Annotated in this window: 17 protein-coding genes and 1 pseudogene; 8 read left to right on the top strand and 10 right to left on the bottom strand. The window is 71.2% G+C overall.

All coding sequences use genetic code 11. The annotated features are described in order from the left end of the window. Nucleotides 1-13 precede the first annotated feature (13 nt). Genes ACWEMY_RS20550 through ACWEMY_RS20540 form a run of 3 tightly spaced genes read right to left on the bottom strand, consistent with a single transcriptional unit; the run spans nucleotide 14 to nucleotide 2,978 of the window. On the bottom strand, nucleotides 14-757 hold the full coding sequence (locus ACWEMY_RS20550) for an SDR family NAD(P)-dependent oxidoreductase (RefSeq protein WP_452391297.1): 744 nt from the start codon (nucleotides 755-757) through the stop codon (nucleotides 14-16). Continuing rightward, a complete protein-coding gene (locus ACWEMY_RS20545) occupies nucleotides 754-1,773 on the bottom strand; it encodes a phosphotransferase family protein (protein WP_452391296.1) in 1,020 nt (339 codons plus the stop codon). Before ACWEMY_RS20545 ends, ACWEMY_RS20550 begins: the two co-directional genes overlap by 4 nt. Continuing rightward, nucleotides 1,770-2,978, bottom strand: a complete 1,209-nt coding sequence (locus tag ACWEMY_RS20540; RefSeq protein WP_452391295.1) for an acyl-CoA dehydrogenase family protein — start codon at nucleotides 2,976-2,978, stop codon at nucleotides 1,770-1,772. The genes ACWEMY_RS20545 and ACWEMY_RS20540 overlap by 4 nt, the downstream gene beginning before the upstream one ends. Nucleotides 2,979-3,107: 129 nt before the next feature. On the opposite strand from ACWEMY_RS20540, the gene ACWEMY_RS20535 reads away from it, so the two are divergent. Further along, nucleotides 3,108-3,974 (top strand): TetR family transcriptional regulator, encoded by an 867-nt coding sequence (locus ACWEMY_RS20535; protein ID WP_452391294.1) that lies wholly within the window; start codon nucleotides 3,108-3,110, stop codon nucleotides 3,972-3,974. A gap of 251 nt (nucleotides 3,975-4,225) precedes the next feature. On the opposite strand, the gene ACWEMY_RS20530 is transcribed toward ACWEMY_RS20535, so the two are convergent. After that, nucleotides 4,226-4,963 carry a PaaX domain-containing protein, C- domain protein gene (locus ACWEMY_RS20530; RefSeq protein ID WP_375925801.1) on the bottom strand — a complete coding sequence of 246 codons (738 nt, stop codon included), beginning with the start codon at nucleotides 4,961-4,963 and terminating at the stop codon, nucleotides 4,226-4,228. A 101-nt stretch (nucleotides 4,964-5,064) separates the two neighbouring features. On the opposite strand from ACWEMY_RS20530, the gene ACWEMY_RS20525 reads away from it, so the two are divergent. Next, complete coding sequence (locus ACWEMY_RS20525; protein ID WP_452391293.1) at nucleotides 5,065-5,904, top strand: SDR family oxidoreductase; 840 nt, start codon at nucleotides 5,065-5,067, stop codon at nucleotides 5,902-5,904. A gap of 2 nt (nucleotides 5,905-5,906) precedes the next feature. Here the strand turns inward: ACWEMY_RS20525 and ACWEMY_RS20520 are convergent, their stop codons facing one another. Next, the gene (locus ACWEMY_RS20520; RefSeq protein ID WP_452391292.1) at nucleotides 5,907-6,956 is read right to left on the bottom strand and encodes a glucose 1-dehydrogenase; all 1,050 of its coding nucleotides are present in this window, start codon (nucleotides 6,954-6,956) and stop codon (nucleotides 5,907-5,909) included. Between the two features lie 149 nt (nucleotides 6,957-7,105). On the opposite strand from ACWEMY_RS20520, the gene ACWEMY_RS20515 reads away from it, so the two are divergent. Then, the gene (locus ACWEMY_RS20515) at nucleotides 7,106-7,588 is read left to right on the top strand and encodes a cation:proton antiporter regulatory subunit (protein WP_375925793.1); all 483 of its coding nucleotides are present in this window, start codon (nucleotides 7,106-7,108) and stop codon (nucleotides 7,586-7,588) included. Nucleotides 7,589-7,600: 12 nt separating this feature from the next. Here the strand turns inward: ACWEMY_RS20515 and ACWEMY_RS20510 are convergent, their stop codons facing one another. After that, nucleotides 7,601-7,882, bottom strand: coding sequence for a hypothetical protein (locus ACWEMY_RS20510; RefSeq protein WP_375925790.1), 282 nt, complete (start codon nucleotides 7,880-7,882; stop codon nucleotides 7,601-7,603). A gap of 550 nt (nucleotides 7,883-8,432) precedes the next feature. Here ACWEMY_RS20510 and ACWEMY_RS20505 point away from each other — a divergent pair. Both ACWEMY_RS20505 and ACWEMY_RS20500 read left to right on the top strand, forming a co-directional pair. After that, nucleotides 8,433-9,257: an SAM-dependent methyltransferase gene (locus ACWEMY_RS20505; protein ID WP_452391291.1), complete on the top strand. Its 825-nt coding sequence runs from the start codon at nucleotides 8,433-8,435 to the stop codon at nucleotides 9,255-9,257. A 210-nt stretch (nucleotides 9,258-9,467) separates the two neighbouring features. Next, nucleotides 9,468-10,178 carry a GNAT family N-acetyltransferase gene (locus ACWEMY_RS20500; protein ID WP_452391290.1) on the top strand — a complete coding sequence of 237 codons (711 nt, stop codon included), beginning with the start codon at nucleotides 9,468-9,470 and terminating at the stop codon, nucleotides 10,176-10,178. A 15-nt stretch (nucleotides 10,179-10,193) separates the two neighbouring features. On the opposite strand, the gene ACWEMY_RS20495 is transcribed toward ACWEMY_RS20500, so the two are convergent. Both ACWEMY_RS20495 and ACWEMY_RS20490 read right to left on the bottom strand, forming a co-directional pair. Then, nucleotides 10,194-11,042 carry an alpha/beta fold hydrolase gene (locus ACWEMY_RS20495; RefSeq protein WP_452391289.1) on the bottom strand — a complete coding sequence of 283 codons (849 nt, stop codon included), beginning with the start codon at nucleotides 11,040-11,042 and terminating at the stop codon, nucleotides 10,194-10,196. 48 nt (nucleotides 11,043-11,090) lie between these two features. Beyond that, on the bottom strand, nucleotides 11,091-12,347 hold the full coding sequence (locus tag ACWEMY_RS20490; protein WP_452391288.1) for an aspartate kinase: 1,257 nt from the start codon (nucleotides 12,345-12,347) through the stop codon (nucleotides 11,091-11,093). 203 nt (nucleotides 12,348-12,550) lie between these two features. Between ACWEMY_RS20490 and ACWEMY_RS20485 the strand changes: the two genes are divergently transcribed. After that, the gene (locus ACWEMY_RS20485) at nucleotides 12,551-13,669 is read left to right on the top strand and encodes a homoserine dehydrogenase (protein WP_452391287.1); all 1,119 of its coding nucleotides are present in this window, start codon (nucleotides 12,551-12,553) and stop codon (nucleotides 13,667-13,669) included. Between the two features lie 29 nt (nucleotides 13,670-13,698). Here the strand turns inward: ACWEMY_RS20485 and ACWEMY_RS20480 are convergent, their stop codons facing one another. Then, nucleotides 13,699-14,586, bottom strand: coding sequence for an alpha/beta fold hydrolase (locus ACWEMY_RS20480; protein WP_452391286.1), 888 nt, complete (start codon nucleotides 14,584-14,586; stop codon nucleotides 13,699-13,701). A 97-nt stretch (nucleotides 14,587-14,683) separates the two neighbouring features. Here ACWEMY_RS20480 and ACWEMY_RS20475 point away from each other — a divergent pair, with 97 nt between their 5' ends. After that, nucleotides 14,684-15,280, top strand: coding sequence for a TetR/AcrR family transcriptional regulator (locus ACWEMY_RS20475; RefSeq protein ID WP_452391285.1), 597 nt, complete (start codon nucleotides 14,684-14,686; stop codon nucleotides 15,278-15,280). 11 nt (nucleotides 15,281-15,291) lie between these two features. Here the strand turns inward: ACWEMY_RS20475 and ACWEMY_RS20470 are convergent, their stop codons facing one another. Then, the gene (locus ACWEMY_RS20470) at nucleotides 15,292-15,687 is read right to left on the bottom strand and encodes a VOC family protein (protein ID WP_452391315.1); all 396 of its coding nucleotides are present in this window, start codon (nucleotides 15,685-15,687) and stop codon (nucleotides 15,292-15,294) included. Here ACWEMY_RS20470 and ACWEMY_RS20465 point away from each other — a divergent pair. Then, nucleotides 15,658-15,933: pseudogene (locus ACWEMY_RS20465) on the top strand (MarR family winged helix-turn-helix transcriptional regulator); the annotation flags it as partial. The gene ACWEMY_RS20470 and the pseudogene ACWEMY_RS20465 overlap by 30 nt on opposite strands. Nucleotides 15,934-15,936: the final 3 nt, after the last annotated feature.

Below are 15,936 nucleotides of genomic sequence, written 5' to 3'. Positions count from 1 at the left end.
GCACCGGGCCGCGTCAGGCGTGATAGGCGTCGGCCCCGGCGCGTGAGAGCACGATCTCGGGGACGACCGCGCGCGAGGACAGGCGCAGCAGCGCGTCGGCCAGTTCGACGATGTCGTCGACGGCGAGCATGCGTTCCGGCGGGATGCGGTCGTGGATCCAGGCGCTCATCTCGGTGTCGACATAGCCGGGTGCCAGCGCGGTGGCAGTGATGCCGTTGCCGGATTCCTCGGCGTTGAAGGTGGCCAGCAGGGAGATGAGGGCCGCCTTGGCCGCGCCGTAGACAGCCAGCCCGGCTTCGGCGTAGACACCGGTGATCGAGGACAGCGCGATGACCTTGGCCCCGCGTGCCGGTTCGGCCGCGGCACCGGCCCGCAGCAGCGGCAGCGCGGTCTGGATCAGCTGGAGCGGGGCGCGCACATTGACGGCGATCGTCTTGTCGAAGCGGCGCAGGGAGGCGTCGGCCAGCGGGCCCGCGGTGCCGACACCGGCGTTGAGGATCAGCGCCGACAGGGTGTCGTGGTGGTCGCCGTGGATGGCCACGACCCGGTCGATGGCGTCCTCGTCGGCCATGTCGGCGGCGACCGGCACCACTTCGGGAGCACCTGCCGCGCGGAGGTCGGTGGCGACGGCGTCGAGGCGGGCCGCGTCGCGGGCGGTGATGGTGAGGGCGTAGCCCTGCTGGGCGAGGCGGTGCGCGATGCCGAGGCCGATGCCGCGGGAGGCGCCGCTGATCAGGGCGGAACGGGTGGTGGTCATCGTTGTCCTCGCAGTGCGCGCAGGCCGGCGGCCATGAATTCGGGGGTGGCCTCGGCGGCGCGGTCGGCGGCCGCGCCGGCGTCGGAGCCCTGGCGGGCCCGGTGGGTGATGCCCTCGCCGATGATGCCGAGTTTGAAGTTGGCCAGGGCCAGGTAGAAGCCCCAGTCGTCGAGATCGCGGCCCGCGGCGGTGGCGTAGGTCTGGGCCAGCGCGTCGGGAGTGGGTAGGCGGTCGCTGGTCCAGGCCGCGCGCGAACCGAGGACCAGATCGAAGATCGGGGATCGGTAGACGCACATCAGGGCGACATCGGTGAGCGGGTCACCGAGGGTGGACAGTTCCCAATCCACCACGGCGCGAACATGTCCCGGGTCGGCGGTGTCGAGAATCGTGTTGTCGATCCGGAAGTCGCCGTGCACGATCGAGGCGCTCGACCGGCCGGGGACGGCGTCGACCAGCGCCGAGTGCAGGGTGGCGACATCGGGCAGGTCCCTGGTCTTGACCCGGTCCCACTGCGACGCCCACAACCTCACCTGGCGTTCGACGAAACCCGCCGGACGCCCGAACTCCGCCAAGCCGACGGCGGCGGGGTCGACCGCGTGCAGGTCGGCCAGGACCCGGACCAGCGCGGTGGTGGCCGTGGTGACCTGGTCGTCGGTGAAGGCGGCGAGGTCGTCCTGATCGCGCACGACGGTGCCGTCGACGAATTCGACCACCGTCATCGGGGCGCCCAGGGCGCTCCCGTCGGCGTCGAAGGCGACGGTGCGCGCCACCGGCACGGCCGAATCACGCAGGGCGCTGGTGACGGTGTACTCGCGGGCCATGTCGTGCGCGGACGGGGTGAGACCCGCGACCGGGGGCCGCCGGACCACCCAGCGCGACACGTCGTCGGCGGCGGCGAAGGTGAGGTTCGAGCGGCCGCCGCTGATCAGCTCCACCCGCAGCGCACCGCGCACCGGCACACCCTGGTCGCGCAGGAACCGCTCGAGGGCGGCGATCTCCATGCCGGGCAGGCTCATTCGCTGTCCCGCTGCGCTCGCTTGGCCGCGCCGACCACGCGCTTGGCGATGGCCCAGCGGTGCACCTCGGAGGGCCCGTCGTAGATCCGGAAGGGGCGCACCTCGCGCGAGAGCCGGGCCAGCGGCAGATCGGCGGCGACACCGAGACCGCCGCACATCTGCATGCTGCGGTCGATGATCCGGAAGATCGCCTCGGCGGCAAAGGTTTTCGCGATGGAGGTCGAGTTGGCGGCGGTCTCGCCGTTGTCGAGTTCCCAGCAGGCGCGGGTGAGCAGGGCGCGGGTGGCGGCGATCTCGATCTCGTTGTCGGCGATCATCTGCTGGATCATCCCGAGATCGCCCAGCCGCGAACCGAACCCCTCACGCTCGGCCACCCGGGCCACCGCGACATCGTGGCCGCGGCGAGCGGCGCCGAGCCAGCGCATGACATGGGTCATCCTGGCGGGGCCGAGGCGCACCTGGGCGTAGTCGAAACCGCGGTCGACCTCGCCCAGCACCGCCGAATCGGGAACGAACAGGTCATCGAAGAACACCTCGCAGTGGCCGCCGAGCATGGAACGGTCCAGGGTGTCGATGTGCCTGCCGACGCGCAGGCCGGGGGCGGCGGCGGGGGTGAGGAACATGGTGGCGCCGCCGCGCTGCCCGGGTTCGCCGGAGGTGCGGGCCATGATGATGAAGAAGCCGGCGCCGTCGGCACCGGTGATGAACATCTTGTGGCCGGTGATCCGCCAGCCACCGTCGGCGCGGACGGCGCGGGTGCGCAGGGCGGACGGGTCGGACCCGGCGCCGGGCGCGGGCTCGGTCATGGCGAAGGCCGAGCGCACCTCGCCGCGGGCCAGCGGCGCGAGGTACTGCTGCTTCTGCTCCGGGTCGGCGATGTGGGCGAGCATGTGGACATTGCCCTCGTCGGGGGCGGCGATATTCAGTGCCGTCGGGCCGAACAGCGAGTAGCCCGCCTCCTCGAAGATCGGTGCGCGATCGGACATGCCGAGCCCCTGACCGCCGTATTCCACGGGCGCGTGCGGGGCGAAGACACCGGCGTCGCGGGCGGCCTGCTGCAGTTCGATCCGGAGCTTCTCGCCACCGGCGGCGGTGATGTCACCGTCGTGCGCGTCGTCGAGCGGGAGCACCTGCTCGCGGACGAAGGCGCGGGTGGCCTCGGCCAGGCGCCGCACCTCGGCGGGATGGGACAGATCGATCGCCACGGACCAACTCCTCGACCTCGGGTGCCGAACGAACGCTCGGCAACTAACGATATCGACCCTGACATGTGGTCACTATCTGTGTCAATGCCGGTTTCGATCGGCGCGCACTTGTTCAGCTATTCTGAACAAGTGAAGACTTCGGAACAGCAGGCGCTGGGTGCGCGGGTCCGCCGGGCCCGCGCCGCCGCCGGCCTGTCGCTGCGCGAGGCCGCCCAGCGCGTCGGCGTGAGCCCGGCGACGCTGAGCGCCGTGGAGAACGGCAAGACCGGCGTCTCGGCCGCTCGCCTGCTCGTGCTGGCCGAGACACTCGGCGTCGCGGCCTCCACCCTGCTCGGCGAACTCCCGGAACAGGCGCCGCCCCGCGTGGCCGCTGTCGAGCACCCGCCGCACTCCTGGCGGGCGTTCCCGCCGCTGGACATCGATCCGGTGCTGGCCGCCGCCATCGCCGCCTTCGTCGAGACCGGCTACCACGGCGCCACCATGCGCACGATCGCGCGGCGCGCGGGCATGAGCGTGCCCGGCGTGTATCACCACTACCGCGACAAACAGGATCTGCTGGTGCGCGCGCTCGACCTGACCATGGACGAGTTGCACCGCCGGGTGGACGCGGCCCGCCGGGAGGCCGGGACCGGGCGCGACCGGGTGACGCGCGTGGTGGAGGCGCTCGCGCTGTTCCACACCCATCGCCGCGAGCTGGCCTTCATCGGCGCCAGCGAGATGCGCAGCCTGACCCCGGACAACCGGCGCCGGATCACCGCCTCGCGCAACGCCATCCAGCACCGGCTCGACGCCGACATCGACGCGGCCCTCACCGAGGCGGGCCTGGACACCGCGCGGGCGCGCGCCGCCGGACGGGCGATCGCCACCATGTGCACCGCACTGCCGCAATGGTTTCGGCTCGGCGGGGCGGCCACCCCGGAACAGATCGCGACCGACTACGCGGAGCTGGCTCTCCGGATGCTCGGAATCGGCGGGCCCCCGGCGACCTCGCCGTGACCGGCGGCCCCGGCGATGCCGCGCACGAATTCCGTTGCGCGGCATCCGGAACCGGAAACCGATCGCGCACCGTCGCGTGACGTCCACTGCTGCCGGTGTGTGCGACCCGCCCCAACTGTCGGGGCGGGTCCTTCCCCACGCACCATGCGGCGCCGCCACGTCGCACGGCTCCCCCATCGTAGGCGCTGATCGTCGCGCACCGAGGGAGGCGCACAGGAGTTACCGTGGATGTGTGCCGAAGCCTGGGCTTTTCAGCGGTCGACGTCCGCCGGGGCGAGCGTGCGGAACCACGCGAGGTAGGCGGTGGTCGCCGCCCGGAGCCGGTCGGCGGGCCAGCCGGCGGGCAGCAGTTCGGCAGGCAGCACCGGGTCGGTGGTGAGATGGTCGAGCCCCGCGCAGACCGCGGCGAATCTCGCGGTGGGATCAGAGGTTTCGGTGGCGGCCAGGATGTCCGTGGCGCGCTCGGCCCAGGCGCCCAGCGGCCAGAGGCGGTGCGCGAGCTCCACCGGGTCATCGACCGCGTGGGTCCGCAGCCGGAACAGGGCGTCGTCGAAGGCGCCGGGCCAGGGGCGATCGAGATTGGCCGGGCGCATCCAGACGCCCTCGCGCAGTTCGGCCAGGCGCGCGGACAGCAGCGCGGCCCGCAGCGCCGCCCGGTCGGCGGCGGGGCGGCCGCTCGCGGTGACCACGACCTGGTCCCACTCCCCCGTCCACGGCCGGGTGCGCGGCGGATCGAGTTCGCTGCGCCGCGCACGCAGCGCGGGCACGAGGGTGTAGGCGCGGCGATCCCGCAGCAGTTCGCCCGAGGCCACCATCCGCGAGACCGCCACGCGGATGGTGGTCTCGGGGTAGCCCAGGGCGGTGGTGACGGCGCAGATCTCGCGGGAGCTCAGCGTCGGGGACTCGGCGGCGATGAGGATGCGGACCAGGGCCGAGCGCGCAGTCACCGGACGGATGGCGACGTCGGAGCCGGTCACAGCGCTTTTCACGCCTCGAGTGTACATATTTCAGTCTTGCCACAGCCGTTTCGCATCTGTAACGTCACCGCGTAGCAGCCGCCTCGCGGCCTCGTCCACGACAAGGAGTCCCCATGACAGCCCCGTTCCCGCTGGCCGGGCGCACGATGATCATGTCCGGTGGCAGCCGCGGTATCGGCCTGGCGATCGCCGTCGCCGCCGCGCGCCAGGGCGCCAATATCGTGCTGCTCGCCAAGACCGACGTCCCCGATCCGCGCCTGCCCGGCACCATCCACACCGCCGCCGCCGAGATCGAGGCGGCCGGTGGCCAGGCGCTGGCGGTGGTGGGCGACGTGCGCGACGAGGACTCGGTGCGCAACGCCGTGGCCAAGGCGGTGGAGCGTTTCGGCGGCATCGACTACTGCGTCAACAACGCCTCGGCGATCGCGCTGGCCCCGACCGAGGAGCTGCCGATCAAACGCTTCGACCTCATGCAGCAGATCCAGCTGCGCGGCACCTATCTGCTCTCCTCGACCTGTCTGCCGCACCTGCGCGAGAGCGACAACGCGCACATCCTGAGCCTGTCCCCGCCGCTGAACCTCAGCCAGAAGTGGCTCGGCCAGGCCCCGGCCTACATGCTCGCCAAGTACGGCATGTCCCTGCTGACGCTGGGCTGGGCGGCCGAGTACGCCGAGCACGGCGTGGCCGCCAACTGCCTGTGGCCCGAGACGCTGATCGCGACCGCGGCGGTGCAGAACCTGCTCGGCGGTGACGACGCCATCGCCAAGGCCCGCACCCCGCAGATCGTCGCCGACGCCGCCGTGGCCATCCTGGGCAAGGACGCGCGGACGACCACCGGCAACACCTACCTCGATGTCGACGTGCTGCGCGCCGAGGGCATCACCGACCTGTCGGGCTACGGCGGCGCGGGTGAACTCGAGTACGACATCTTCGTCGATCCGCCGCAGGACTGAGTTCAGAGGTCGACCACGACCTTGATGTCGGCGTGATCACCCGGATCGAAGGCCTCGAGCGCGCGCTCGAGCGGCAGTCGCCGGGTGATCAGCCGGGTCAGCCAGGAGGCGTCGGCCTTCGCCAGGGCGTCGGCGGCGAGTTCGTAGTGGTGCCGGTTGGCGTTGACCGAGCCGAAGACCAGCGCGTTGTCCAGCACGATATTGCGGTTCAGGCCGCCGACGTCGACCTCGGTGTCGCTGCCCGGCGAGGAGACGCCGGTCAGGCAGACCAGCACACCCGGGTTGTTCACCGCCATGGCCTGCAACGCCACCGCGGGCGCCCCGGTCGCCTCGACGACCACGTCCGGCTGGATCTCGTCGGCCACCGCCGCGGCCGAGCCGGTGTGGAAGGTGGCGCCCAGATCGGCGACCAGGCCGGGCTTGGGCCCCTCGTCGGTGCGGTCGAGCACGTGCACGTCCAGCCCGCGCTGGGCGCCGAGCAGCGCGGCCAGCAGGCCGATCGGCCCGGCACCGGTGACCAGCACCGATTTCGGTTCGAACCAGGCGCGCTGGTTGATCCGCTCGATCTGGTCCCACGCCTTGGCGACCACCGTGGTCGGTTCCATCAGCACGCCGACCTCGGTCAGCGCCGGATCGAGTTTCACCGTGTAGTCGGCCCGGACCACCCACGCGGTCGAGCCGTAGCCGTCGATCTCCTTGATCCCGCGCTCGACGTAGCGGCCGTTGCGGCACATGTCGAACTCGCCGCGCGCGCACGCGCCGCACGGCACCGGGTCCGGGCGCCGCACGATCCCGACCACGAGATCGCCCGGGGCGAAACCACTTCCGTCCGGCGCGCTGCGCACCCTGCCCAGCGATTCGTGCCCGAGCACCAGCCGCTCGCGGCCCGGTGGGGCCCAGCCGTAGAGGCCGCTCGCGATCTCGCGGTCGGTACCGCAGATCCCCAGTGACACTCCGTCGACGAGCAGCTCGCCCGGCCCGGGTACGGGATCGGGAACCTCCTGCACCCGCAGCGATCCGGCCTGATTCGGCACCACAGTCAACGCCCGCATGTCGTCTCCTTTTCCGCCCGGCTCTTCGCCCGTCGTGGTCAGCTTTCCGCCGCAGCACATTCCTGGCATCGTCTTCCCGGCAAACGGAGCGCGCCCGCCGTCGAACTGTGACCAGCGTCCGTCCCTTTTGTCCGGTTACAGTGGACGGTGTGCAGATCGACGTGACGCCACTGCCCGGCGTGGGGGTACGCAAGGATTTCACGGCGCGCAAGGGCGGGCGCCGGATCGGCGTGGTCGAGCGGCGCGACGGCACCGTCGAGCTGCTCGTCGGCAGGCCGGGCAATCCGGAGGTCACCGATCAGGTAGCGCTCACCGCCGACGAGGCGTCGGCCCTGGCGAGCCTGCTGGGCGCCCCACAGGTGGTGGCCCGGCTCGAGGCCGAGCATCGCGAGTTCGACGGCGTGCACACCCGGCAGTTCCCGGTGGGCGCCGGGTCGCCCTACGACGGGCGCACGCTCGGCGAGACCCGGCTGCGCACCCGCACCAAGGCCTCGATCGTCGCCGCGATGCGCACCGGCGCGGTACTCGCCTCGCCGGGACCGGAATTCCTGATCACCGCGGGCGATGTGCTGATCGTGGTGGGCTCGGCCGACGGGCTCGCGGCCGCCGCGCGCATCCTGCACGACGGCTGAGGCGGCCTGGCCTCACCGGTGACGCAGCGCCCAGACGGTGAACGCACTCCACTGCACCAGGCGCGCGGCGGCGGCCATATAGAAGACATAGGCCAGCACGACCAGCGGCACGCCGTAGTCGCCCGTCCAGTCGCCCAGGCGCACCGCGGCGATGATGCCGAGGCCGAGCAGGGTCATGCCGAGGATCAATCCCGGCATCGCGAGCGGGGCGAGGGGCGAGTCGGCGGCGGTGACGCGACGATCACGGCCGGTAACCGGCAGGTTGCTGTCGGACTCGAAGTACATGCTGCTCATAACCATGTGGCCCCTTCCGGAAGGCCGTTTCGACACGGCCGGCGGGTGATCACTGCCGGATCCCCTGGTGGTGCGTTCGTGACGCAAGGTCCACACCGACCGTGGCGATGATCACAAACGGTTAACGTTCAGCAATTACGAGCGTGCCACCCGAACCGGACGAAAGACACCCCAGTGTGATCTGCATCACATAGAACTGATGTGCGACACGAACGGGTAACGAACCCGGCACGGCCAGTGAACCGGTCACGGAACTGGCGAAACAGCAGAACAACTGGACGTTTGCTCAAACTACTGTCAGCCGTGTGATTTATCGAACCGTTACGGCTTCGACGTGCGCGAACACCACCTGCCACGAGGTTGCCACCGCCGTGACCCACACCATCGAACCGACCGGAACAGCGGCCGTCCCCACCACCCGACCGCACCGGAACCGATACGCCCCGAACCGATTTCGCCTCCGGCCGCGCACCGAAACCCTGCCGACACGCCGAAGTTCTCCTACGATGGGCGACATCATGTACCAGCACAACAGGAGAGGTCCTCGACGATGAGCGACAGCGCGAATGTGATCGACCAGTCGACGCCGAGCATCGCCCGGGTCTACGACTATCTCCTCGGCGGCAAGGACAACTACGAGGTCGACCGCGCGGTCGGCGATCACTTCAAGCTGAACCTGCCCGGTTCGGTCGCGATCGCCTTCACCAACCGCCAGGCGCTGACCCGCGCAGTGCGCGAGATGGCAGCCGCCGGGCTCACCCAGTTCCTCGACTTCGGCTCCGGCCTGCCCACCGCCGACAATGTGCACCAGGTCGCGCAGCGGGTGAACCCGGACGCGAAAGTGGTCTACATCGACAACGACCCGATCGTGCTCGCGCACGGTCGCGCGCTGCTGGCCACCGACGCCAACACCACCGTCATCCACGCCGACGTCCGCGATTCCACCGAGATCCGCGAGCATCCCGAGGTCGCGCGGCTGATCGACTTCGACAAGCCGATCGGCGTGATCTTCAGCGCGATCCTGCACCACCTCAACGACGACGAGGACCCGCACGCCGTCGTGCGGTACTGGGCCGAGCAGATCCCGACGGGCAGCAGCGTGTTCATCTCGCACTTCCGCTCCGGTGACAACGCCGAGACCATCGAGGCCGAGAGCAAGCTGCAGTCGACCTTCGGGCGCGGCCGCTGGCGCACCGATGCCGAGATCGAGGCCCTGTTCGGCGAGCTCGTCCTGCAGGAGCCCGGTGTGGTGGCCGCGGCGCGCTGGCGCCAGCACGGCCCGGCCGACGGCGCCGCCCCGCAGATCGGCTCGGCCGACCGGGACCTGTCGGTGTGGGAGGAACTCATCGTCGCGGCGATCGCCGACAAACGGTAGGCGTTTCGTCCGGGTCGGGGAAACCGGGAAATTTTCCGGTCACGACATCTTGTGCGTTCGTGTGGGCGAACGCGGCACGGTGGGCTATCGTCCATCTTGCTTTTTTCGATGCCGCTGGATCGTTCGTGTCGCTTCGCCGCAATCACGTGCCGCGTGAGATCCACGCCTCGTGATTCGGCGACCCTCATCAGACGAAGGACGCCGGACACCATGCCCGCACCCGTTATCCTCGATGGCCGCATCGTACGGCTGGAACCGCTTGCACCCCACCATGTTCCCGGCTTGGTCGCCGCGGCGGCCGCGCTCGACGGACAAGCCGGGTTCACCATCGTCCCGCACGGTGAACAGGAGGCGCGCACCTATGTCTTCCAGGCCGAAGCCGCGCAACTGGCAGGCACCGCGCTGGCTTTCGCGATCCGCACCACCGCCGACGACTGCGTGGTCGGCGCGACCCGCTTCACCCGCCTCGACTACTGGCAGGGCCCGCTGACCTGGCCGTTGTCGGCCGAGCCGGTGACCGCGCTGCCCGGCGGCGCGATCCCCGACGCCGTCGAGATCGGCAACACCTGGCTGGTGCCCGCGGTGCGCGGCGGCCAGGTGAATCTCGAATCCAAGCTGCTGCTGCTCACCCACGCCTTCGACGGCTGGGGTGTGCGCCGGGTGAGCCTGCGCGCCGACGCCCGCAATCAGCGGTCCCGCGCGGCGATCGAACGTCTCGGTGCCGTGTGTGACGGTGTGCGCCGGGCACATTCGCGCGGGCTCGACGGCGCGGTGCGCGATACCGCGTTCTATTCGATCCTGCACGACGAGTGGTGCGGGGTACGCGCGCGCATCGTCGAACGGCTGGCGGCGCGGGCCGCCCCCGGCCACGCGCCGCTCATCCCGGCCACCGCGGCGTGGCGTCCGCTGGTCCATCCCTGACCGGCACCGCGACGGTCACCGGCGGGTGGATTCGATCCGTTCGGCGATGATCCCGGCCAGCTCGGCCGGGTGTTCGTCGGGCAGCCAGTGCGAGGCGCCGTCGAGCACCACCAGCCGGTAGTCACCGCGCACGTAGTCCGCGGCCAGTTCGGCGCCGCGGCGGGTGAGCGCGGTGTCACCGGAGCTCCACACGTGGGTCACCGGCGCCCGCACCCGGCCGGCCCGGCCACCCAGGCCCCCGAACGGCAGCCCGCGATACCAGTTCAGGCCGCCGGTGAGCGCGCCGCCGTCGACGATCTCGGTGCGCACCCGCGCCTTCGCCTCGGGCGGCATCCCGGTCGAGGACAGCACCCGGTCCAGCAGCGTGGGCCGGGTGCGCAGCAGGTACTCGGGCAGCACGGGCAGCTGGAACAGGCCGATGTAGTACGAGCGGAGCAGCTGGTCGCTGCTCACCAGCGACCGCAGGAACGCGCCGGGATGCGGCACCGAGATCGTGACCAGCGAGCTGACCAGCTCGGGCCGGGCCGCTGCCACCGCCCACGCGACCATCGCACCCCAGTCGTGGCCGACCAGGTGCACCGGGCCGCGATCGATCGCCTCGATCAGCGCGGCCACGTCGTCGACCAGTTCGGGCACGCGATAGGCCCGCCGTCCGCGCGGGCGGGCGCCGGGTGAGTAGCCGCGCTGGTTCGGCGCGAGGGTGCGGTAGCCGCGGTCGGCGAGCAGGCCGCTCAGCTCCGTGAGGGAGGTGGCGGTCTGCGGAAAACCGTGCAGGGCAACGACGACGGGACCGTCGAGCGGGCCCGAGTCGACCACGTCGAACTCGAGTCCCGCCCGGGTGTACGAGGTCAGCCGAGTGCTCACGTGTCCTCCGACCGTCGAGGTGGCGCCGACCGATCGATTATGCCCGGTTCAGCGTCCGGTGCCGCCGTGCACGACCGCCACCTCGGGTCCGCCCAGGTCGAAGGCGCGGTGCAGCACCTGGACCGCGTCGTCGAGGTCGGTGTCGCGGACCAGCACCGAGATGCGGATCTGCGAGGTCGCGATGAGATCGAGGTTGATGCCCGCCGCGGCCAGCGCCTCGCAGAAGGTCGCCGTCACGCCGGGATGGTTCTTCATGCCCGCGCCGATCAGCGACACCTTGCCCACCCGGTCGTCGTAGCGCACATCGGCGAAGCCGATCTCGGCGCGGCGCGAGCGCAGCAGCGCGACGGCGCGGTCGCCGTCGGCGGCGGGCAGGGTGAAGGTGATGTCGGTGCGGCCGGTGCCGGTGTTCTGCACCACCATGTCGATGCCGATCTCGGCGTCGGCGACCGCGCGGAACACCCTGGCCGCGTAGCCCGGTTCGTCGGGCAGGCCGACCACGGTGATCTTGGCTTCGGCGCGGTCGTGCGCGATGCCGGTGAGCACCGCCTGCTCGGCCGGGATGTCGGCCATCGAGCCGAACACCGTGGTGCCGATGCCGTCGGTGTAGGACGAGCGCACGTGCACCGGAACGTGGTAGCGGCGCGCGTATTCCACGCAGCGCAGCATCAGCACCTTGGACCCGCAGGCCGCCATCTCCAGCATCTCCTCGTAGGAGATCTGGTCGAGTTTCTGGGCGTCGGCGACGATGCGCGGGTCGGCGGTGAACACGCCGTCGACATCGGTGTAGATCTCGCAGACATCGGCGTGCAGCGCCGCGGCCAGGGCGACGGCGGTGGTGTCGGAACCGCCGCGACCCAGCGTCGTCACGTCGCGGCTGTCCTGGCTGACGCCCTGGAACCCGGCCACCAGCACGATCTCGCCGTCGTCGAGAGCGCGCCGCACCCGGCCCGGGTCGACCTCGATGATCTTGGCGTTACCGTGCGCGCCGGTGGTGATGACGCCGGCCTGCGAGCCGGTCAGCGACCGCGCGTCGGCGCCGAGTGCGTGAATGGCCATGGCCACCAGGGCATTCGAGATGCGCTCGCCGGAGGTGAGCAGCATGTCCATCTCCCGCGGCGGCGGGGCCGGGGCCACCTGCCCCGCCAGATCCAGCAGCTCGTCGGTGGTGTCGCCCATCGCCGAGCACACCACGACCACGTCGTTGCCCTGCTTCTTGGTCTCCACGATCCGCTCGGCGACCCGGCGGATCCGCTCCGCCGTGGCGACCGACGAGCCACCGAATTTCTGTACCACCAAGGCCATTGGCGTCGTCCTTCCCCTGCTCGCCCGCGTGCGATCCGCGGGTGACCCTTCCGAGTATCCAGGCAAACCGGGCACATCGGGGAGATTGGTGGACGAAAACGACTGCCGCCGAATCGATTCGGCCGTGATACTGGCAGCCGGGGGTAGCGCGTGCCGGCGGGCGGTCCCCCGGCTCGGCAACTCTCGGCGGTTAGGCGAAATCCATGGCTACACAACTCGATGTCACTGTCCTCGGCGCGGGCCCACTGGCCGCCGAAGTCCTCCGGATCATCCGCGACACCGGCACCGACCTGCGGGCCCGCGTCGGAACGGCGCTGGTCCTCGACGCGGCGGATCCCGATCTGGTGATCGACACGAGCGACTCCGCCGACGCGCTCGCCCCGGTGCTCGACGCACTGCGCGCGGGCCGCACGGTGATCACGGCCGACGCGGCACTGGTCGCCACCCACGGGCACCTGCTGGCGACGGCCGTCGAAACCCACGGCGGTGACCTGCATTTCGAGGCGGCGGTCGCCGGTGGTGTGCCGGTGGTCCGCCCGCTGACCCAGTCGCTCTCCGGTGACCGGGTGCGCGAACTGCTCGCGGTGTTCCCCGGACACGACGCCGACCGCACCGTGGCCCAGGCCGCCATCCTGGCCACCTTGGCCTTCCACACCCGGGTGGAGCCCGGTGACGTGCACCGCGAGCCGTTCGGCGCGCCCTCGGCGCACGATCTCGCGGCGGCCGGATCGCTGGGGCTGACCCTGCGCCTGCTCACGGTCTGCGCGCTGGTCAGCGAGGCGCCGGGACCCGAACACGGTGGCAAGGAAAGGATCTCGGTGCGCGTCGGTCCCGCCCTGCTGCCCGCCGAGCATCCGCTCGCCCCGCTGGACCCGGCGGTCGGCGCGGTGTCGGTGACCGCCGAGGGCGCCGGTCCGCTGATGTTCTCCGGCGGTACCGACGTCACAGCGACGGCCTCGGCGCTGCTGGGCGACCTGGTCACCGCCGCGCGCAACCGCGTCGACGGTGCCCGCGCCCCGCGCGCCTCGACCTACGCCGAACTCCCCCTCGCCCCGCTCGGCGACTGCCCCACCCGCTACTACCTGAACCTGCACGTCACCGACCATGCCGGCGCCCTGGCCCAGGTCGCCGCGGTCTTCGCCGCCCACGGCGTCGGCATCGCCCGCCTCCGTCAGCAACTCCACGACACCGACGCCCACCTCATCGTCCTGACCCACCGCGCCCCCGAGTCCGCCCTGTCCGACACCGTCGACGCCCTCACCGACTCCGCGTGCGTGCGCGCGGTGACGACCCGCTGGCGCGTCGAGGGCACCGAGGACTGAACGCCGTCACCTCGGCGACAGGACCGGCCTCACTCGCCGCGACGGGCGTCGGTCGGTTCGTAGCGGGCGGCGAAGTCGAGGATGCGGGGGACGATGGCCTCCGGGATCGCGTGGAACAGGCCGTGGCCCTCGCCCGGGAAGACCACCACCTCACAGTGGGGCAGGTTCTCGCGCAGGCGCTGTTCGGCCAGGACCGGGTCGACCACCAGCGATTCGGCGCCGAGCATCACCAGGGTGGGGGTCGTGATGGTGGCCAGGCGCTCGTCGGTGAACAGCTTCGGATAGCCGATGGCGGGGTGGAAACCCAGGGCCGATTTGACGCCGTCGAATTCCGCGTCGCTGAGGGTGACTCCGGGGTTGAGCCGGGCGTTCATCGCGCGCAGGTTTTTGTCGGTCGGGCGCGCGCCGACCCGGATCATCGTCCACAGCAGGCTCCACTTGATCTTGGTCAGGGTGCCGCTCGGCTCGATGGCGGTCAGGCTGGCCAGCCTGCGCTGCTGGGTGGTGGCAGTGACCATCGCCTGCCAGGCGCCCTGCGAATAGCCGACCAGGTGCACCCGCTCGGCACCGAGCCCGTCGAGCACCTCGCCCAGCCACGTACCGAACCCGGACTCGTCGATCGGGGCGGTCTGCACGCTGAGGCCGGGCGTGCCGATCATCTCGGGCATGTGGACGACGTGCTCGCGCGCGATGTCCTCGATGACATGGTTCCAGGCCAGACTGTTGCCGCCCAGCGAGTGCAGCAGCACGATCGGAATCCCGGTGCCCGCCCCCGCGGTGCGCACCCGGGTGCTGCCGAAGGACGTGGGGATGTCGACCGCGGTCGACGGGACCGGCATCTCCTTTTCGAGTGCGCGGTAGGTGCGGAAGTACTCCTCGCGCGCCTTGTCGTTCTTGAATCGTCCGAGCTTGGCCATGACCACCCCTGAATCTCGTTGGTGATATGACCGTACCACATCAGTGATATGGGCGTACCATGAAGGCCTCGACGGACGGGACAGCAAGGAGACAGCGGTGCCACGCTTGGCCGATCACGAAGAACGGCGCGCCGCCATCACCGGCGCGGCCCGGCGGGTCATCGCCCGGGGCGGCCTCGACGCGGCGACCTTCCAGTCCGTCGCCGCCGAGGCCGGGGTCTCGGTGCGGTCGGTGCAGTACTACTTCGGCACCAAGCGCGAGTTCCTGCTGGCCACCCATCGCGCGGTCGTCACCGATGCCGGCGCCCGGTTGCATCAGGCGCTCGGCGAGCTCGGGCCCGGCGCGGGCCCGCGCGACATCGTCCGCACGGTGCTGCTCGGATTGCTGCCGCTCGACGCACCCCGCCGCGAGAACACGATGATCCTGGGCATCTTCCACGCGGCGACCCTCACCGGCCCACACCTCGAATCGGCGGACACCGCCGCGACGCCGACCTACATCATCGACGCGGTCGCGGCCCAGCTGCGCACCCTGCGCGGCCCCGACGCCGACGAGGCGACCCTGCGCGCCGACGCCGAGGTGATCCTGCTGGCCGTCGCCGGACTGGCCCAGGGCATGCTCACCGACCAGGGCATGACCGAGCGCGCGACCGAGCTGGTCGACCACCTGCTCGACCGCGTGATGATCGGCTGAGCCACGGCCGCTCAGGCACGGTCGTGCAGGGTGATCCGGTAGCCGTCGGGATCGGCGAAGGTGAATGTGCGGCCGAAGGGGCCGTCGATGGGCTCGGTGACGATGGCGTGCCCGTCGGCGGCGAGAGCGTCGTGGATGACCTGGACATCGGTGGCGTGCAGCCAGATCGCGGCACCGATGCCGGGCTGGGCGGCGGAATCGAGATCGGCGCCGGGCACGAGGTCGCGCAGCGCGAAGGCGATGGGCTTCGTCTCGAAGACGACGGCGTGTGGCGGACCGGTCCGCGCGCGGACGAGACCGAGGTAGTGCTCGTAGAACGCCTGCGAGGCGGCGAGGTCGCGCGCTTGGAGCGAGATGAAGTCGGGGCCGGTGACGGGCTGGCACGCGGCGCGTTCGTGACGCGGCAGACCATGAACGTGCTGCTCCAGGCCCTGGAACGCGACGGCTTCGTGACCCAGCCCGCCGAGGCGCCGGTGGGCAAGGCACTGCCGACCCGGCTCACACCGAGCGGGCGGCGGAGTCTCGAGCAGGCGTCGGCGGCGGTGCGGTCCGTCGAGCGGCGCATGCTGGCCGCGATGAGCGAGGCCGAGCAGGCGGACGCGTTGCGGGCACTGAAGAGCATGGTCGGTGCCCTGCGCGCGAGCGGCGGGTAGCCG

Source organism: Nocardia sp. NPDC004415 (assembly GCF_053602435.1).
Note: the sequence above shows the minus strand (reverse complement) of the source record. Positions and strands in the feature narration are given on the sequence as shown.